The 19,572-nt window shown below is 69.0% G+C and carries 11 protein-coding genes; 9 read left to right on the plus strand and 2 right to left on the minus strand.

Translation table 11 applies throughout. The annotated features are described in order from the left end of the window. Window positions 1-164 precede the first annotated feature (164 nt). The 9 genes from KY469_02735 to pcrA all read left to right on the plus strand — a co-directional run bounded on the left by KY469_02735 (window position 165) and on the right by pcrA (window position 17,347). Entirely contained in the window at window positions 165-6,167 is a 6,003-nt protein-coding gene (locus tag KY469_02735; protein ID MBW3661990.1) for a cell wall-binding repeat-containing protein, read from the plus strand. Between the two features lie 173 nt (window positions 6,168-6,340). Continuing rightward, on the plus strand, window positions 6,341-7,126 hold the full coding sequence (locus tag KY469_02740) for an ABC transporter ATP-binding protein (GenBank protein ID MBW3661991.1): 786 nt from the start codon (window positions 6,341-6,343) through the stop codon (window positions 7,124-7,126). A gap of 23 nt (window positions 7,127-7,149) precedes the next feature. Then, the gene (locus KY469_02745; protein MBW3661992.1) at window positions 7,150-7,992 is read left to right on the plus strand and encodes an ABC transporter ATP-binding protein; all 843 of its coding nucleotides are present in this window, start codon (window positions 7,150-7,152) and stop codon (window positions 7,990-7,992) included. Next, a complete protein-coding gene (locus KY469_02750; protein ID MBW3661993.1) occupies window positions 7,989-9,920 on the plus strand; it encodes an AMP-binding protein in 1,932 nt (643 codons plus the stop codon). Before KY469_02745 ends, KY469_02750 begins: the two co-directional genes overlap by 4 nt. Next, the gene (locus KY469_02755) at window positions 9,917-10,810 is read left to right on the plus strand and encodes a branched-chain amino acid ABC transporter permease (GenBank protein ID MBW3661994.1); all 894 of its coding nucleotides are present in this window, start codon (window positions 9,917-9,919) and stop codon (window positions 10,808-10,810) included. The genes KY469_02750 and KY469_02755 overlap by 4 nt, the downstream gene beginning before the upstream one ends. A gap of 2 nt (window positions 10,811-10,812) precedes the next feature. Beyond that, entirely contained in the window at window positions 10,813-11,931 is a 1,119-nt protein-coding gene (locus tag KY469_02760; GenBank protein MBW3661995.1) for a branched-chain amino acid ABC transporter permease, read from the plus strand. A gap of 76 nt (window positions 11,932-12,007) precedes the next feature. Beyond that, on the plus strand, window positions 12,008-13,396 hold the full coding sequence (locus tag KY469_02765) for an ABC transporter substrate-binding protein (GenBank protein MBW3661996.1): 1,389 nt from the start codon (window positions 12,008-12,010) through the stop codon (window positions 13,394-13,396). 140 nt (window positions 13,397-13,536) lie between these two features. Continuing rightward, complete coding sequence (locus KY469_02770; protein ID MBW3661997.1) at window positions 13,537-15,033, plus strand: hypothetical protein; 1,497 nt, start codon at window positions 13,537-13,539, stop codon at window positions 15,031-15,033. A gap of 124 nt (window positions 15,034-15,157) precedes the next feature. Beyond that, window positions 15,158-17,347 (plus strand): DNA helicase PcrA, encoded by a 2,190-nt coding sequence (gene pcrA, locus KY469_02775; GenBank protein MBW3661998.1) that lies wholly within the window; start codon window positions 15,158-15,160, stop codon window positions 17,345-17,347. Window positions 17,348-17,482: 135 nt separating this feature from the next. Here the strand turns inward: pcrA and KY469_02780 are convergent, their stop codons facing one another. Further along, window positions 17,483-17,992: a hypothetical protein gene (locus KY469_02780; protein ID MBW3661999.1), complete on the minus strand. Its 510-nt coding sequence runs from the start codon at window positions 17,990-17,992 to the stop codon at window positions 17,483-17,485. Then, window positions 17,989-19,503, minus strand: a complete 1,515-nt coding sequence (locus KY469_02785) for an acetyl-CoA carboxylase carboxyl transferase subunit beta (protein MBW3662000.1) — start codon at window positions 19,501-19,503, stop codon at window positions 17,989-17,991. The genes KY469_02780 and KY469_02785 overlap by 4 nt, the downstream gene beginning before the upstream one ends. Window positions 19,504-19,572: the final 69 nt, after the last annotated feature.

The raw sequence follows: 19,572 nt of genomic DNA on the forward strand, positions 1-19,572 counted from the left end.
GAACCCTATCGCTCGGGGCGGCGGCGCACTACCTTCTACCAGTCCCGGGGGCTGGGTCCCCGGGTGGTCGCGCGGGGAAAACGGAAAGGTCGGCCGTGTCTTGGGGTTCGTCGTGGGGCAAGGGGTCCGGGGGGGCTTCGAACGAGGTACGGCGTAGGCGCGCGTTGCGTGCCGTGATCGGCGCGCTGGTGGGCCTCCTGGCCCTCCTGGCCGCGTCCCCGGCATCCGCCGCCGCGCCCCGCTCGGCCTTCCCCGGGAGCGCCGGGAGCGTGGTCGACCACGGCGGAGACGGCCTCGTGCCCACCGAGCGCTACTTCGGGGCGGTACGCACCGACACCGCGGCGCTGATCGCCCGCGAGGGCTTCGATGGTGCTGGCATCGTCCTGCTCGCTCGGTCCGACGACTTCCCCGACTCGCTGGCAGCTAGCTACCTGGCTGGGCAGTTCGGAGCCCCCGTCCTGCTCACGTCCACGTCGAGCCTCTCCAGCGAGGCCCTGACCGCGATGAGCGACATCGGGGCGTCGAAGGTGTACGTCCTCGGCGGTCCCGCCGCGATCAGCGACGACGTCGTCACGGCGTTGCAGAACTCCGGGCTCTCGGTCACGCGTGTCGCGGGGCCCAACCGCTTCGCGACCGCGGCTGCGATCGCACGTGCTGGCGAGGACATCGGCCGGATCGGTGGCGACCGAACCGCCATCGTGGCGAGCGGTGAGAACTTCCCGGATGCCGTGGTCATGGGAGCCATCGCGACCCAGTCGCGCTTCCCGCTGCTGCTCTCGTCGCGTGATGCCCTCAACGCGGAGACCGCTGACGCTCTCGATGACCTCAGCATCGGCACCGTCATCATCCCTGGTGGGACCGCCGCCGTGTCGAAGGCGGTTGGCGATGCGATCGCGGCCATGGGCATCGACGTCATCCGCCTCGCCGGTCCCAACCGCGTCGACACCGCCGTCGAGATCGCGGAGTTCGCCATCGAGCAGCTCGGCTTCGGTACCGAGACGTTGAACTTCGCCGTCGGCAACGCCTTCCCCGACGCCCTCGCGCTCGGGCCCCGCGCAGGATCCGACCCCCCGGGCGTCATCCTGCTCTCCAACAGCCCCTCTCAGCTCGAACCGGAAGGGGCACAGCTCTCGACGTTCCTCGCGGCCTTGAAGTGCCGTGTCGAGGGGCTGCGCATCGCCGGCGGCCCCGCGGCATTCGACCGCTCACTCGAGGCGGCCGCCCGCGAGCTCGTGAGCTCTGACCGCGGTTGCTCGCTGACGCTCTCGCCGACCGGCACGGAACTGCTCGCGGGGAACGACCACACCGTCCGCGCTACGACCCGCGACCAGTTCGGTGTGCTCAAGGACGGCGAGACGGTGCGCTTCGAGGTGTACCGGTCCACCGACGGGGGCTCGACCTTCGCCGAGGGCGCCGTGGTGGCGCGAACCGACGTCACGGGTGACAACCGCGATGACGATGGCGACTCGGCCGCCGAGACCGCGGGACAGGCGACCCTCGATTACGAGGGGCCGCGAGAGCCGGCCGTCGACCACATCGTCTCGTGCATCGATGTCGACCGCGACGGGTGCGCCACGGTCTCGGACGGCGGAGTGGTGCTCGATGACGACCGCGCTGTGCGTCTCGTCACCCACGAGTGGCTCCAGCGTCCCCCCATCTTCACGCTGACCCCCACCGCGTCGAAGCGCACCGTCAACACGATCCACACGGTCACGGCGAACCTGCGGGACGGGTTCGGCGTCGAGCAACGCGGCGCTGACATCCGCTTCGAGGTCTACCGCTCTACTGACGGCGGATCGACCTTCACCGCACTCCGCAGCGGTGAGGACCAGACCGGCGACAACTTCGACGCGGGCAACGACCCGGTCGCCGACGGGGAGGGCGCCGGCGACGCGACCTTCAGCTATCCCGGTCCGGAGAAGGCCGAGGTCCACCGCATCGTGGCCTGTGATCGCGCCACGGCGGGGCCCGACGGTTGCGCTCGCACGGTAGGTGGCAAGGTCATCCTCGACCGTGGCGAGGTCAACGCCGACGTCTCCGTCACGTGGCTGCCGAGCGCGCCAACGGCGCTCCTGCTCACACACCCCGGCGACCGCGGGATCGTCAACCAGACCCACCAGGTGCGCGCCACCGTCCGTGACGAGTTCGGCAACGCCGTCAACGGGGCGACGGTGCGCTACCAGGTGTTCCGAGGCCCCGTCGGTGGCCCCTTCACCTTGCTGCCTCCGGCCCTCGTCACGGACAAGACCGGCGACGGGCGCGATGACGACGGCCACATCGTCACCGAGGCGACGGGCGTGTCGACGTTCGACTACCGAGGGCCCCTCCAGGTCGGCGAAGACCGCATCTTCGCGTGCGTCGATGTCGACGGCGACGGGTGCGCGTCGTTGGGAGGTGGCATCCCGTCAGCCGACCCCGATGACACGGCCCGGCACTCGAAGTCGGTGATCTGGGAGGCGGACGTCCCAGCCTCCATCACGGCGACGCCCGTCACGGCGTTCAACACCGTGGCGGAGTCGCACACCGTGACCGCGGATTCGCGCGACCAGCACACCAACGGTGCCGACGAGGTCGTCACGTTCGAGATCTTCCGCTCCATGGATGGCGGGCCCTTCGAGCCTTGGGGCCCCCGCGCCATCGACCTCCCAGGCGATCAGCAGCGCGTTCGGGTGGATGCCGACGGCGACATCCTCGACCCGGATCTGGACATCGCCCCGCCGTCGGAGGCGCCCGGCATTGCGACCCTGACATACGTCGGCCCTGCTCAGCCGGCGGTGGACCGCATCGTCGCCTGCTGGGACGTCGAGGCCAACGGCTGCGCTGCCGCCCCAGACGGGGTCGTCGTCATCGATCCCAACGACGAGGTCCGCAGCGTCGTCACGAAGACGTGGCTGCCCGGCGCCGCCGTCGACATCCTGGTGTCTCCCCCCACGGGGGTGAACCCGGTCGGGACGAGCCACATCGTCACGGCCACACTCACCGACGCGCGCACGAACCCTGCGCTCGAGTGCGACGGCGCTCCCGACCCGGATCCCGAGGGCACCTGCACGGTGCACATCGACGTCTACCGCACCTTCGACGACGGCACGACCTGGAACGAGGTGGACCTGAACGATCCGCCCGTTCCGGCGGATGGCGACGACCTGACCGGAGATGGCAGCGACAACCGTGGCAGCTCGATCGCGGAGGCGACCGGCGTCGCGACCTTCGTCTACACCGGGCCGACGCAGGCTCCGGCGCGGGACCGGATCTTCGTCTGTGTCGACGTGGACGCGGACGGCTGCGCGGTCCAGACGGGTACGGCCTCGCCAACGCTCGACGGCAAAGACACGCCGCTGGCCGGCCTCGTGACCAAGAACTGGGTCGCCGGTCCCCCGGAGACGCTGGAGCTGCTACCCGACCTCCCCGTCAACGAGGTCGACAGCGTCCACGTCAGCACCGCGAACGTGGTCGACACGTTCGGCAACGGCGTTCCTACCGACGTGCGCTTCGAGGTGTGGAGCTCCCCGGACGGTGGTCTCACGTTCGACGTGCGTCGACGGTCCAAGCTCGACACCACTGGCGACAACCTCGACCCCGACGGCGCAGCCGTGGCCGAGGCGGCCGGTGTGGCGACGTTCAGCTACCGCGGACCCACCGCCCCGCGCGTCGACCGCATCATCGCGTGCGTCGACAGCGACAACGACGGCTGTGCCCAACTCAACACCACCGGGGCACTTACGCTGGACGGTGACGATGCCGTGCAGGACTCGACGATCAAGACCTGGATCCCCGGTCCGGCAGCCAGCGTGACCATCACGCCGGGCGCCAGCGTCAACGAGCTGAATCAGCCACACACCGCCACCGCACGCGTGACAGACCGCTTCGGCAATCCGCGCGAGGGTGACCAGGTCACGATGCACGTCTTCCGGTCGGAAGACGACGGTAGGAGTTTCGTCGCGCTCGGAACCCCATCCCTTACCAACGAGCCGACGGATGCCGCCGGGGAGGTCGACCTGGGTACCTACACCTCGTCGGTGGTGGCGATCGACCGGATCGTCGCGTGCCTCGACAACGACACCATCGGAGCCGATGACGGCAACTGCGCGCAGGTTGCAGCGGACGATGTCGTGGAGCTCGACGATGAGGGTGGCCTGATCGCCGACGTCGGCAAGGCGTGGGGGCCGCACGACCCTGCACCACGACGCATCCTGCTCGACCCCGTCAACGCGACCAACGTCGTCGGCAACGTCCACGCGTTCGAGGCGCGCCTGGTGGACCCGTTCGGGCGCAGGATCGATGACGTGTGGCTGGACGTGGACGTGTTCCGGTCGACCGACGACGGAGTGTCGTTCGCGGGGCCGGTCGTCAGCCTCGCCGACAAGACCGGGGACGACCGCAACGACAACAACGTCGCGGTCCCCGTGCTCCCCGGTGTGGCCTACTTCGACTACGGGCCGCAGTTCGCGACGGCGATCGACACGATCGTCGTGTGCATCGACGAGGGTGCCGATGGCTGCGCGTCGGTCGTCCTTGGTGACGTCGTTCCGGATGGCGACGACGTCCTGGCGATGGGGGCGAAGACCTGGGAGCCGGATGTCCCGGCCACGGTATCGCTCACTCCGACATCCGAGACGAACCGTGCGGCGACGGGAGCGGAGCACACCGTGTCCGCCCTCGTGCTCGACCAGTACGGGAACCGCGTGCTTCCGTCCTCGCTCCGGTTCGAGGTCCACGAGTCCGACGACCCGACCGGGAGCGGATCGTTCACCGAGGTCGACTCGGAGATCCTCGAGACGAGCGGGGTGTTCGCCGACCGGGGCGAGGTCGACTTCACGTACCCCTACGCCGGGGCGCCTCAGGGTGCGGTCCACGTGATCGTGGCTTGCATCGACCGGGATCCCTCACCCGACGGGTGCACCGAGTCGGTCGGGCTCAGCTCCGGGGTGCCGCAGGTGACGCTGGATGACGAAGACGCCCCGTTCGTGTCTGCGAGCGTCGTCAAGCGCTGGGCGTTCCCCACCACGCTGGAGCTCGTCGCGGGCACGTTGGCGGCTGCCACCAACCCGGCCGGAACGACCCACACCGTGACGGTCGAGCTGCGCGACCAGTTCGGCGCGGCGATGGCCGGCGAGGACGCCGTCATCGAGCTGTGGCGTGACGTCGAGCCAGAGGGCAACGGCTTCACCGAGCTCGTCGGTGCGAGCGGCACGACGGGCCCGGACGGCCGCCTCAGCCACGACTTCACGTCGACCCGGGAGGGCGTCGACGCCATCATCGCGTGCTGGGATGAGGACGGCGACGGGGCGTGCAGCACCGCCGGTCCGACGGCGGTCAACACGACGACCGGCGAGGTCACGTTCACCGCGGACGACTCCCCCGAGGTGAACGTCACGGCGACGAAGGTGTGGGCTGCCGCGGCTCCGGACCTGCTCACCCTCGAGCCGGAGACGGCGACCAACCGCAACGGCGAAGACCACACCGTGACGATCAAGTTGGAGGACGAGTTCGGCAACGGCATCGAGGACACGCTGCCGCTCCAAGTCTTCCGCTCGTTCGATCTCGGCGCCAACTACACCGGCCCGGTGATCGACACGACGGTCACGACGGCCGATGATGGCACGACGACCTTCACGTACTCGTACACGGGCGACGAGGCGCCTGTGCACGATCGCATCGTGGTGTGCGTGGACGACGGCGACGGTGACTGCGCGACGCTCGTCGGCGGCGACGTCGAGCTGGACGATGGCGACGAGCTCTCGGCATCGGCTGACAAGCGCTGGCTGCGCATCATCCTCACGCCCGAGAACGTGGAGCTGATGCACAGCCCGGACGCGGAGACCCGCACGGTCGGCATCCAGTTGATCGATCCGTTCGGTGACGTCATGGCCGCGGAGACACTCACCGTCGAGGTGTTCCGATCCACCGATGGCGGCGCCAGTTTCATGGCGATGCCGGTCGAGACGGGCACCGTCATCACCGGCAACAACGGCGAGGCGACGTTCGAGTACCAGTACGACGGAACGGAGGGCGACGCGATCGACGTGATCGTGGTCTGCATCGACACCGATGGAGACGGCTGCGCCGATGGGATCATCGTGGCGTCGGGCGAGCCGACGCGACCCGACTTCGACCCCGATGACGACGTCTTCGGAGTCGGCGAGACCATCTGGCGCGGCGATCCGTAGCCCCCGCCCGGCGGCCTGCCGGTCCACCTGCTCGAGAAACCTCTGACGGACCGGGTTCGTTCCTACTAGCGTCCCCCTGGACCGAACGGATCGAGGTTGAAGGGTTGGATGCGTCGCGACGCGTTCAACGCTTCAGCGTCGCGTGGGCGAGGCGGCGACGGGAGCCCTGACGGGTGTTGGCGGTCGAGAACCTCGAGGTCGTCTACGAGGACGTCATCCTCGTCCTGAAGGGCGTCAGCCTCCGGGTTCCGGACGGGGAGATCGTGGCGCTCCTCGGCGCCAACGGGGCGGGGAAGACGACGTTGCTGCGTGCGCTCACCGGTCTGCTCGACGTGCACCGAGGCGAGATCCGCAAGGGCAGCATCACCCTCGACGGCCAGCCGCTGCGGGGCGCCCCGAGCGCCGACATCGTCAACGCCGGCATCAGCCAGGTCATGGAGGGTCGGCGGGTCTTCGCGGAGTTCACCGTCGAAGAGAACCTGCGGGTCGGGGGGCACACCAACACCCGCAACATCAAGACGAACTTCGAGCGCGTCTACGAGCTGTTCCCGCGGCTCGCTGAGCGTCGCAAGCAGGTCGCGGGCTACCTGTCGGGTGGTGAGCAGCAGATGCTCGCCATCGGACGCGCATTGATGGCCGACCCCCGCTACCTGCTCCTCGACGAGCCCAGCCTCGGGCTCGCCCCGCTCATCATGCGCTCCATCCGCGACCTGATCGTGCAGATCAACGGGCAGGGCACCGGGATCCTGCTCGTCGAGCAGAACGCGAACCTGGCGCTGTCGATCGCCAGCCACGGCTACATCATGGAGACCGGCAAGATCGTCATGGACAAGCCCGCAGCCGAGCTCCGCGAGGACGAGGATGTCAAGGAGTTCTACCTCGGGCTGCGCAAGGAGGGTGACGTCAAGTCGTTCCGGGACGTCAAGCACTACAAGCGTCGCAAGCGCTGGCTGTCGTGAGCCGGAGCTGACCCGTGGCGATCATCCGACCGTTGAGCGAGGCGCTGACCAACACCGCGGTCGATCTGCCCGAGGGAAGGCCGGTGATCGAGGTCTCCGGCCTCCAGCTCTCCTTCGCCGGTGTCCGCGCGCTGGATGGGGTCGGCTTCGAGGTGCACCAGGAGGAGCTGTTCGCGATCATCGGCCCCAACGGTGCGGGCAAGACCTCCATCTTCAACTGTATCTCGGGCGTCTACCACCCCCAACAGGGAGCGATCAGCTACCTCGGCCAGCCGCTGCTGGGCCGCAAGCCCGACCGCGTCGCCGCGGCCGGCATCGCCCGGATGTTCCAGAACATCGAACTGTTCGAGAACCTGACCGTCCTGGACAACCTGATGCTGGGACGGCACGTCCACATCGGCTACGGCACCGCGGCCGCCTTCGCGTGGCTCGGGAAGGCGAAGCGCGAGGAGGTCGAGCACCGCCGTGTCATCGAGGACGTCATCGACTTCCTCGAGCTGGAGGCCTACCGCAAGTTCCCGGTCGGCCTGCTGCCGTACGGCATCAAGAAGCGGGTCGAGCTCGGGCGCGCGCTGGCCATGGAACCCAAGCTGCTGCTGCTCGACGAGCCGGTCGCGGGCATGAACGTCGAGGAGACCGAGGACATGGCTCGCTACATCCTCGACATCCGCATGGAGCTCGACCTCGCGATGATCCTGGTCGAGCACGACATGGGTCTGGTGATGGACCTCGCAGACCGCGTCCTGGTCATGGACTTCGGCAAGTCCATCGCCCTCGGCACCCCCGACGAGGTCCAGAGCGACCCGGAGGTCATCCGCGCCTACCTGGGGGAGGACCACGCCACCGTCGAAGGAGGATCGTCGTGACCGCCACCGCCAACGTCGAGCCAACGACCACCGTCGCGAGCGTCCCCGGCCGGATCCGGGAGTGGGCACGCCGGACGCCCGACAAGGTGGCACTGCGCGAGAAGCGCTTCGGGATCTGGCAGGACATCACGTGGGCGAGCTACTGGGACACGGTTGCCCTGGTGGCGCACGGACTCGCTGCGCTCGGCGTCGAGCGCGGTGATCGCGTGGCGGTCCACTCCGAGAACCGCCCTGAGTGGCTCTACGCCGACGTCGGCACGGTCGCGGCCGGCGCGATCACGATCGGGCTGTACCCGACAAACCCTCCGGTGGAGGTGGAGTACCTGCTGCGCGACTCCGGTGCGAAGGTGCTCTTCGCCGAGGACCAGGAGCAGGTCGACAAGGCGCTCGCGGTCAGGGGCAACCTGCCCGACCTCGAGCACATCGTCTACTTCGAACCTCGGGGCGTGCGTGAGTACGACGACCCGGAGCTGCTGTTCTGGGGGGACTTCCTCGAGCGCGCTCGTGATCACCGCGACCAGCACCCCGACCTCATCGACCTTTCGCTGGCCCAGCTCGAAGCCGATGACCTCGTCACGCTCATCTACACGTCGGGCACGACCGGCCCGCCCAAGGGCGCGATGCTGACGGTCGCCAACGTCGAGTTCGCCATCACCAAGCTGGTGACCGAGGGCGGCTTCTTCTACCCGCCGGCGAACGAATCCGACGTGACGTTGTCCTACCTGCCCCTGTGCCACGTGGCCGAGCGCATCTCGACCGAGTGGTACAACGCCGAAGCGGGAACGACCGTGCACTTCGCCGAGTCGATCGACACCGTCACGACCAACCTGCGTGAGGTCCAACCCACGCTGTTCTTCGCGGTCCCCCGCATCTGGGAGAAGATCCACGCCGGGATCCAGATCCGGATGGCCGGGGCGAGCTGGCTCAAGCGCGCCAACTTCGCCTTCTGGATGCGCGTGGCGGAGGGCATCGGCGACGACATGGTCGCCAACGGCGGGGCCCATACACCCTGGTCACGGATCCGCTACTGGGTCGGCTACCCGTTCCTGTACCGGGCGCTGCGCGACCGCATCGGACTGCGCAAGTGCCGTGTCGCCGGTTCCGGGGCCGCCCCGATCGCACCCGAGATCCTCAAGTGGTTCTTCGGCATCGGCGTGCCCATCTACGAGATCTACGGGATGACCGAGAACGCCGCCGTTGCCACCAGCAACCGACCAGGCCGGGTCAAGCTGGGCACCGTCGGCGAGGCGCATCCAGGCATCGAGGTGCGGCTCGACGAGGAGACGGGCGAGATCCAGACGCGACACCCCGCGGTCTTCAGGGGCTACTGGAACAAGCCAGACAAGACCGAGGAGGCGTTCACCGAGGACGGTTTCCTCCGGACGGGCGACGTGGGCGAGTGGGTGGACGGCACCCACCTGCGCATCGTGGACCGGATGAAGGACATCATCATCACGGCAGGCGGGAAGAACATCTCGCCGTCCGAGATCGAGAACAGCCTCAAGACGTCGCCGTTCGTCCGCGAGGCGGTCGTCATCGGTGATCGCCAGCCCTACCTGGTGGCCCTCATCGGCCTCGAGCTCGACACGGTCGGCGAGTGGGCGCAGCGCAAGCGGATCCCCTACACCACCTACCGTGACCTGTCGGAGAAGCCGGAGGTGCTGCGGCTCGTCCAGGGCGTCGTCCGCGACACCAACGAGCGGTTCGCGCGGGTCGAGAACGTGCGCAAGTTCCGCATGATCACCAAGGAGCTCGACCACGAGGACGGCGAGCTGACCGCCACGCAGAAGGTCAAGCGGGCGGCCATCGCGGACATGTTCGGCGATCTCGTCGAGGACATGTACGGCAACCGCACGCTCCACGCCGGGGGCGACCTGACCGACATCCACTCACCGGCGATCTCCGGCGCTGAGGCACAGGCGTCGTGACCGAGTTCCTGACCAGCGTCATCCGCGGCCTCGGAACGGGCTCGATCTACACCCTGCTCGGGCTCGGCTTCGTGATCATCTTCAAGAGCACCCAGGTCGTGAACTTCGCCCAGCCGTCGCTGATGATCCTGGGTGCCTACTTCACCAGCTACTTCGCGGTCACGATGGACCTGCCGTTCGCGCTCGCCCTGCCGGCGGCCATCATCGTGTCAGCGTTCATCGGGGCGGCCGTCGAGCGGGTGGCCCTGCGCCCGATGGTCGGCGAACCGGTGTTCGCGGCCGCGATGGTGACCATCGGGGTCTTCTTCGCCCTGCAGGTGGTGGCGGCCGACCTCATCGGGCTGCAACCGCGACAGGTCGGCGCACCATGGGGGTTCGGCTCTTCCGCGATCGGCGGCGTCGTGTTCCTCCACCGCGATCTGGCGGTGTTCGTCTTCGCCGCCGTGATCGTCACCGCCCTCGTCCTGTTCTTCAAGTACTCGCGCACCGGTCTCGCCATGCGCGCGACCGCGTTCGACCAGGAGACCGCGCTCGCCCAGGGCATCAAGGTCGGGTACGTGTTCGGGCTGTCGTGGGCGATCGCGGGCGGACTGGCGGCGGTCGCCGGGACGTTCGTGGGCATCGGGGTCGGCGTGGAGGCCGGCACCTCGTTCCTCGCGCTCAAGGCGCTCCCCGCCATCATCCTCGGTGGTCTCGATTCCATCCCCGGTGCGGTCATCGGCGGCCTCGTCATCGGGCTCGCCGAGGCGCTGACCAAGACCTACCAGCCCGACCTGTTCCCCTGGGCCGGGGCCAACTTCGACCAGGCCGTCCCCTACATCGTCATGCTGATCGTCCTGCTCGTCCGACCCTACGGGTTGTTCGGCACGCCCGAGATCGAGCGGGTCTGAGGATGCGCGGTCGCCCCGAGCTCTTCACCTCCTACGCGTCCGACCAGGCCGCGCTCAACACGCCCACCAAGCGCACGGCCACGGGCATCTTCCTGCTGCTGCTCGCGTTCGCGCCTGCCGTGCTCTCCACGGAGCTCGAATCCCTCGTCACCTGGGCGTTCGTCGCCGCGATCGGATCCATCGGGCTGAACATCGTGACCGGCTACGCCGGCCAGGTCTCGCTCGGCCACGCGTTCTTCATCGGGCTCGGGGCGTACACGGCGGCGGTGTTCGGGGGCGAAGGGAGCGCCAACATCATCGGCTTCGACCTCGACATGTGGATCTGGCTGCCGCTCGCGGGGCTGGTGCCTGCGATCGTGGGTCTGCTGGTCGGGCCGGTGGCGACGCGCCTGCGGGGCCTCTACCTCGCGATCGTCACGCTCGGCCTGGTGTTCATCGGCGAGCACTTCTTCCGCGAGCTGCGCGACGTCACCGGCGGTCCGGGGGTGGGGCGTCGCGCCGCCCCAGTCGAGATCGGCGGCTTCCGCTTCGACCGCACGGGCTCGGTGTTCGGGATCGAGCTCGACGGCCGCGTCAAGCTGTACCTGTTCTGCCTGCTGCTGTTGATCGTCATGGCGGTGCTGGCCAAGAACCTGGTCCGATCCAAGGTCGGGCGCGCGTTCGCCGCCGTCCGCGACCGCGACATCGCCGCCGAGATCATGGGCGTCCCGCTCACGCGGTACAAGGTCATCGCTTTCGCCATCTCGTCGTTCTACGCCGGCATCGCCGGGGCGCTGTTGGCGGTGACCGCGCAGGCCGGTTTCATCGTGCCGGAGAGCTACAACCTGATCCTGTCGGTGCAGTACCTCGCCATGATCCTCATCGGCGGCATCGCCACGATCTCTGGGTCGCTGCTCGGTGCGGCGTTCGTGATCCTCCTCCCCCGCCTCGTGCAGGAGCTGCCACGGTTCGTCCCGTTCATCGAAGGCCAGTCGACGGGCGGTTTCCTCACGACCTTCCAGGTCCAGGCGATCCTGTTCGGCGTCCTGATCGTCGTGTTCCTCATCGCCGAACCCCGTGGTCTGTACGGGCTGTGGGTCCGAGCGCGCAACTACTTCAGGGCGTGGCCGTTCTCGTACTGATCACGACAGGAGCGAGTTGCTGACACGGGCTCTACTACACGCGTAGTATCGAACGACAACCCAGGAGGAGCAGCACATGCGGGTCCCCAGCAAGTGGCGGAAGGCAGCGGCGGTGCTCGCCGTGACCGCGCTCGCCGCGACGGCGTGCGGCGGCGACGACGATGACGACACGGCCACCGGCGGCGAACCGACCGGTGAGGCGACCGACGGTACGACCGGTGACGGAGGTGACGGCGGCGATATCGCCACCGACGTCGGTGTCACCGAGGAGCCCTGTCCGAACCCGGTCGATGACAGCAAGGGCTGCATCTACCTCGGCATCCTGTCGGACCTGACCGAGGGCCCGTTCGCGGCCCTCGCGGTCCCGATCGTGGAGGGTCAGAAGGCCTTCTGGCAGCGTGTCAACGAGAACGGCGGGATCGCCGATCGTTACGAGATCGACATCGACACCTACACGCGCGACAACAAGTACAACCCGCAGGAGCACGTCGCGCGGTACCGCGAGATCGAGCCCAACGTCCTCGCGTTGGCACAGACGCTGGGGACGCCGACGACCCTGGCTGCGGCGGACCTGATGGCGGAGGACAACGTCCTCGGGGCGCCTGCGAGCTGGTGGAGCGGCTGGGAGTTCAACGACAACATCGTCCAGTCGGGTTACAACTACTGCATCGAGTCCATGAACGGGCTCGACTGGGCGATGGAGCAAGGTGACGTCGCGACCGTGATGGCCGTCGGCTACCCCGGCGACTACGGCGGCGACTCGGCCGCGGGTGTCGCCCACTGGGCCGAGGCGAACTCGATCGAGTTCGACGAGGGCACCCACATCGTGCAGACGGCCCCGAACGCCGTGGCGGGGAACCAGGACGCTCCCGTGCAGGCGATCATGAACGTCCAGCCGGACGTGATCGTGATCGCGACGGGACCGCTCGAGATGGCCGAGATCGTCGGCAAGGTCGCCGCCGCCGGCCAGGAGTCGGGCTACGCGCCGCAGTTCGTCGGTTCCGTCCCGACCTGGAACCCGGCGGTCTTGCAGAGCGAGGCGGGTCCGGCGATCCAGGCCATGTACCGCTTCGTGGCCCCGTGGGGCCCGTTCGGTTCGGACAGCGAGGCGCACGCAGCCATGCAGGAGGCGCTGGGCGAGGGCAACGCACCCGACAACGACGGCTTCACCTTCGGATGGGTCTGGTCGTACCCGGTGCTCTCGGTGCTCGAGGCTGCCGCCGAGGCGGGCGACCTCACACGTGAGGGACTCCTCGCGGTCATCGAGTCCGTGACGGTGGACTACGAGGGTGCCCTGCCGGACAAGAGCTACGGCGGCGACCCGAACGAGACGGTCGTGCGCGAGGCGCTGATCGTCGCCCCTGACCCCGAGGCGCCGCTGGGCGCGTCGGTGCAGGAGGAGTTCTTCGTCGGTCCCACGGCGGAGGCGTTCGAGTTGACCGAAGCGTGCGTGGCTGCTGGCTGACGCGGGACACGACGAGGAGGGGCGGCCAGCTGGCCGCCCCTCCTCGCGTGGGTGGCAGGAGACCGGGGTGTCGGCGGCGAAGTCCCTGGTGACCGGAGACGGGAGACCCCCGCGTGCCCGGTTCACCGGAGGATGACCCCATGCGTCGGAAGTTCGCGCTCCTGCTGTCCATCGGCCTCGTCGCCGCCCTCGTACCCGCTCTGTCCGCCTTGCCGGCCTTGTCGGACGATTGCTCCGAGCACGCCCCGCCCCCGCTCGAGTTCGACCGTCGCCGCTACATCGACACGACGCGTGCGGGTGGCGAGCCCGTCAGCGTCGTCGCGCCGGACGGATCGATCAGCGTCTCGGCTCACGCGGGGACGACCCACATCTACAAGGACCCGGCGGCGCTGCCCGGCTACTACGACTTCCTGGGCAGCTACTACAACCAGACGCTGAACTGGCGCTCCACCGACGGCGGCGAGACGTGGCAGTACGTGGGCACCGCCGGCCTGCCGGTCGGTCCCCACAGCCCGACGTCGACCGGGTTCAGTGACCCCGACTTCGACATCGACCTCGGTGGACGCATCTACAACACCGAGATCGACCTGGCGAACGTCGCGGTGTTCTCCAGCGACGACTACGGCCAGTCCTACAACCTCGCCGAGGCCTTCGTCACGGCCGGCGACCGTCCCTGGGTCACGGGCGGCAACCCCGAGGAGGTCTTCCTCTACGTCAACCTGCCCAAGCAGCTGTGGCGCTCCGAGAACGGCGGCATCACCTGGGACATGGTGAAGACGGGCTTCCCGGGAACGAGCAAGCTCATCCGCGACCCGCTCCAGGTCGACTGGGAGAACCTCGACGCACCCGGGTTCATCGCCCCCGCCGGCCAGAGCGGGATCACCATCACGCCGGACGACGGCGAGACGTGGGTCACCCACCCGAACATCGAAGACGGTAAGAGACTTGAGTCCGGCACGCAGTTCTTCGGCGCCATCGCCATCGACAACGGCGGCACGGTGTACCAGTCCAGCGCCGGCGGCTACCGCGGCTCGAGCGACACCAACCCCAACGGCTTCGTCGAGTTCGCGTACTTCGAGCGCGACCCGGAGGTCGTGACGAACGGGACGTGGGGCGAGAAGGTCATGCTCGACATCCCCGAGGGCGACGCGATGTGGCCCTGGATCATCGCCGGAGACGACGGACGTGTCGCCGTGACCTGGTACCAGACGCTCGTCGATCCCGAGACCGGCGAGCACGACCCGACGAAGTTCTACCTGTTCGTCGCGTACTCGCTGAACGCGCACGGCTCCGAGGACGGCTGCCCGCCGCAGTTCGCGATCACGAACGCGTCGAAGGACCCGATCCACGTCGGCAACATCTGCCTCAGCGGCACGACCTGCAACGCCAACCAGAGCTTCGAGGCCGGCGATAGGCGGCTGGGTGACTTCTTCACGGTGAACTTCGACCACGAGGGCACCATCTTCGTGGTCAGCGGTGACACCACCGTCGCCAACCCCGTCGGTGGACCCAAGCCGGTCGGCAACCCGATCTTCATCAAGGCGACCGAGGGCGGCAAGCTGCTCGAGCAGCCGCGCGAGCTGGAGCCGACCCGGTGCCTGTACAACATCGACGCGCTCTGCGGCGGCAGCGACTGACCAGACCGCTGGGGAGAGAGGGCACGGAGGGCTCGCCATCGGCGGGCCCTCCGTGGCACGAGAGGGTGTCGGTGGGGTCCGGTAGCCTCGATCCGCCGCGCCCCGACCGGGAACCCGACGTCTCTTGTCCGACACGCCGACGCACGCCGCCCATGCTTCCGACCACCTCCTCTCGGGGCTGAACCCCAGCCAGCGCGAGGCGGTGCTGGCCGTCGAGGGACCCGTCCTCGTGGTCGCCGGAGCCGGTTCGGGCAAGACTCGGGTGCTGACGCACCGCATCGCGCACCTGATCCAGGACCACGGCGTCGACCCCTTCGCGATCCTGGCCATCACGTTCACGAACAAGGCTGCGTCCGAGATGGCTGATCGTGTCGGGGCGCTGCTCGGCACTCGGCTGGGGCAACACATGTGGGTCACGACGTTCCACAAGGCGTGCGTGCGGATCCTGCGCCGCGAGGCCAAGCGGCTCGGCTACGCCAGCGCGTTCACGATCTACGACGAGGCCGACTCGGTGCGGCTCGTCACCCAGATCATGAAGGATCTGGGCATCGACGATCGACGGCTCACCCCCAAGGGGGTGCGCTACGCCATCAGCGCGGCGAAGGACGAGCTGATCGACTTCGAGACCTACGCCTCCGCCGCCTCGGGCTTCCTCGAGGAGCGCATCGCGGAGGTCTACCGTACCTACCAGGACCGGCTGCTCCGGGCGAGCGCCTTCGACTTCGACGACCTCATCACGAAGACCGTCGAGGTCCTCCGGCTGTTCCCCGAGGTGTTGGAGCACTACCGCCACCGCTTCCGCTACCTGCTCGTCGACGAGTACCAGGACACCAACCGCGCCCAGTACCACCTGGTCAACGACCTCGCGTCCGAGCATCGCAACCTCATGGTGGTCGGGGACGGGGACCAGTCCATCTACCGCTTCAGGGGCGCCACGATCCAGAACCTCCTGGACTTCGAGCGCGACTACCCCGAGGCGACGGTCATCAAGCTGACCCGCAACTACCGCTCGACGCAGAACATCCTCGACGCGGCGAACGCGGTGATCCGCAACAACCAGCAGCGCCAGCCCAAGGAACTGTGGACCGACGCGGGCGTAGGACCGTTGGTCGTGCGCTACGAGGCTGAGGACGAGCACGACGAGGCCGCGTTCGTCGCCGAGGAGGTCGAGAAGCTCCGCGCCGAGGGCGAACACGGCTTCGACGACGTCGCCGTCTTCTACCGCACCAACGCCCAGTCACGTGTCCTCGAGGAGGTGTTCGTCCGAGTCGGCACGCCCTACCGCGTGATCGGGGGCGTGCGCTTCTACGAGCGCAAGGAGATCAAGGACGTCCTGGCGTACCTGCGCGTGCTCGTCAACCCCGCCGATGACATCAACTCACGCCGGATCGTGAACACGCCCCGCCGCGGCATCGGACAGAAGACGGTGGACGCCGTCGCCATGCACGCGCGCCGCGAGGGCATCGCCTTCCTCGATGCCTGTCGCGCCGCCGAGCACATCCCCCAGCTCGGCGGCCGCGCGGTCTCGGCGGTCACCTCGTTCGTGAACCTGATCGACCTGCTCCGAACCCTCATGGTCGAGGGCGCCACGGTCGACGACCTCGTCGAGGAGGTGTGGTCACGGACCGGCTACCTCGCCGAGCTCCAGGCGGAACGTTCCATCGAGGCGCTCGGCCGCGAGGAGAACCTGCGCGAGCTGAAGTCGGTCGCCCAGGAGTACGTCGAACGCGATCCCGAAGGCGGGGTCGAGGGCTTCCTCGAGTCCGTGACCCTCGTCTCCGACCAGGACGAGCTCGACGACGACGACGAGGGCCAGGTCACCCTCATGACCCTCCACACCGCGAAGGGACTGGAGTTCCCGGTCGTGTTCCTCGTCGGCCTCGAAGACGGGGTCTTCCCCCACGTGCGCTCGCTCGACACACCCAGCGAACTCGAGGAGGAGCGACGGCTGTGCTACGTGGGACTCACCCGCGCCGAGCAGCGCCTCTACCTCACCCACGCCTCGCACCGCACGCTGTGGGGCGGCACCTCCTACAACCCGCCGTCGCGGTTCCTGGCGGAGGTGCCCGAGGAGCTCGTCGAGTTGCGTCGGGCCGGTGGAGGGTCGGCTGCTCAGCGGGTCCGCGACCGCGAGGTCGTCTCGTTCGAGGGCGAGGAGTTCCGCGTCGGGGACCGCGTCCGGCACCCGCGCTACGGCGCAGGTGTCATCGTGCGCCTCGCTGGCCAGGGCGAGAACACCGAGGCGACGGTCGTGTTCGAGGACGAGGGCCAGAAGCAGCTGCTCCTCGCCTACGCCCCGCTCGTGCGCACCTGACCGCTCGTCCCCGGCTTCTGACGGAAACGCGCGTGGATGCGCGTTGCCGTCCGTTGGGGGCGTGGTCGGGGGTGGGCGAGTGACGGAAACACGCGTGGATGCGCGTTAGCGTCCGCTCGGGGCGTGTCGGGTTCGTCAGGTGCAGGCGGGATCGGCGTTGCCGGCCCTCGTGCCGGGAGGGCCGTCCTCGAGGCGGGTCGGATCGACGTAGACGGTCCCGTCGTGGACCACGGTGGGGTGTGACGCGAGCGACTCGCCACCGTCGAGCGCACGCCCGGTCGGGCTCCACACCCGCCCCGATGCCGACTCGATGGAGTCGCTCTGCGGGCACCAGACGATCCCCCTGTCACCGATCGGGAACGCGCGGAGCCGTCCGCCGCGGACGAGGAGGACTCCGAGTCCCTCGACCTCGAGTGCAGGATCGACCGCGGCGTCGTCTGCCGCGGCTACGAAGGGATCGCCCGGAGGCTCGTCGGCGCTCCGCAGGAACAGCAGCCCCGCCACGAGCACGACCACCCCCGCGATCGCGGACGCGATGATCCACTGCAGACCGAGCGGGGCGCGCAGCATGATCTTCCGCGCCCGCCGTGCCGCGCGGTCCGGCAGGTACCCACCCGGACCGAAGCCGGGATCCTCATCGCTCACGCGCGTCCCCCACCGCGCCAGCGACGACGCCGGGTCGCCATCCGCGCCGGCCACGGCTGACCCGAGATCTCGTCGAGGTGCCGCAGGATGGCCTCCCAGCCCACGACGACCTCGTCTCCTTCGGGTTCGGCGACCACCTCGTCGGCGATGCCGATCTCGGCCAGCCCTGACGCCGTGGGCCGCAGCAGCGCAGCGACCTCTGCGGCACGGGTGGGATCGCGGTGCAGGATCGCCGCGGCACCTTCCGGGGCGATGACGCTGAAGACCGCGTGCTCCTGGATCAACACGCGGTCACCTACGGTCAGACACAGCGCCCCGCCCGATCCACCCTCGCCCATCACCATGACCACGATGGGGGGCCGGCACGCCAGCACCTCGCTGAACGTGCGGGCGATGGCCGCCGCGATGCCTCCAGCCTCCGAGGGCGCCGAAGCGTCCGCGCCAGGGGTGTCGATGAAGACCACGACCGGTGCGGCGAGGCGATCCGCGATGTGAAGACCGCGCCAAGCCTTGCGGTACCCCGCGGGCGTGACCCGCCCCGCGTTCGCGTTGCGATCGAGCGCGACCGCAACCAGTCGGCGTCCCCCGACACGGCCCAGGACGACGCGCACCGTCGGGTCGTCGCTGCCCTCGCGATCGCCGTGCAGCTCGAACGGATCGTCGAGCGGTGCCAGCCACTCCGATGCCCGGGGCCGGTCGGGGGCACGGGCGAGCTGCACCTGCGTCCACGCGTCCTGCTCGCCGACGTGTGGGTCGTCGAAGCGCTGCGGCTGCTCGTGCTCGGCGTCCGGCTGCGCCCAGCGCAGGAGGCGTTCCAGCGCGGTCGGCAGGTCGGGGCGTGCGACGACCGCGTCGACCAGCCCGGCCCGTTCCGCTCCCGCGGCGGTGTGCGACCCCTCCGGGAGTCGGCCGTCGGTCATCGCGGCCGCGACCCGAGGACCGGCGAAGCCGATCGTCGCACCGGGTTCAGCGAGCAGGATGTCCGCGTGGTTGACGTGGGAGGCGAACACCCCTCCCGTGGTCGGGTCCCGCAGGACGGCGATCTGGAGCAGCCCGGCGCGCGCATGCTGCTCGGCGGCGACGATGGTCTTGGGCATCTGCACGAGCGCGGCCATGCCCTCGTACATCCGCGCCCCGCCGCTCGTCGTCAGGAGCACCACCGGGAGCTGCTGCGACCTGCCGTGGTCGTACGCCTCCGCGATGGTCTCGCCCACGACCGTCCCCATCGACCCGCCGAGGAAGCCGAAGTCGCCGGCGAGGAACACCGCCTCGAGCTTGGTGCCGCGCAGGCGCCCCGTGGCGACCGACACCGCCTCGTCGAGGCCGGTCGCTTGGCGCGCCTCCTCTCGCTTCTGGGGGTAGCCCGGCCAACGCAGGGGATCAGGGTTCCACGCTGGTGGTTGTCGGAACACGGGGCTCTCCACGAGCCACCACAGGAACTCCCGCGCGCCGATGCGTGCCGCGGCGCGCTGGATGGGGTCCCACCCGGGGGTCACATCCTCTGTCACCATCGGCCTCCAACCTGCGGCCTGCTCGGCTTCCAGGACCTCGACTAAGCTCCGGCGGGGTCGGCGCCCGCC

The organism is Actinomycetota bacterium, from assembly GCA_019347575.1.
Lineage (GTDB): Bacteria > Actinomycetota > Nitriliruptoria > Nitriliruptorales > Nitriliruptoraceae > JAHWKY01.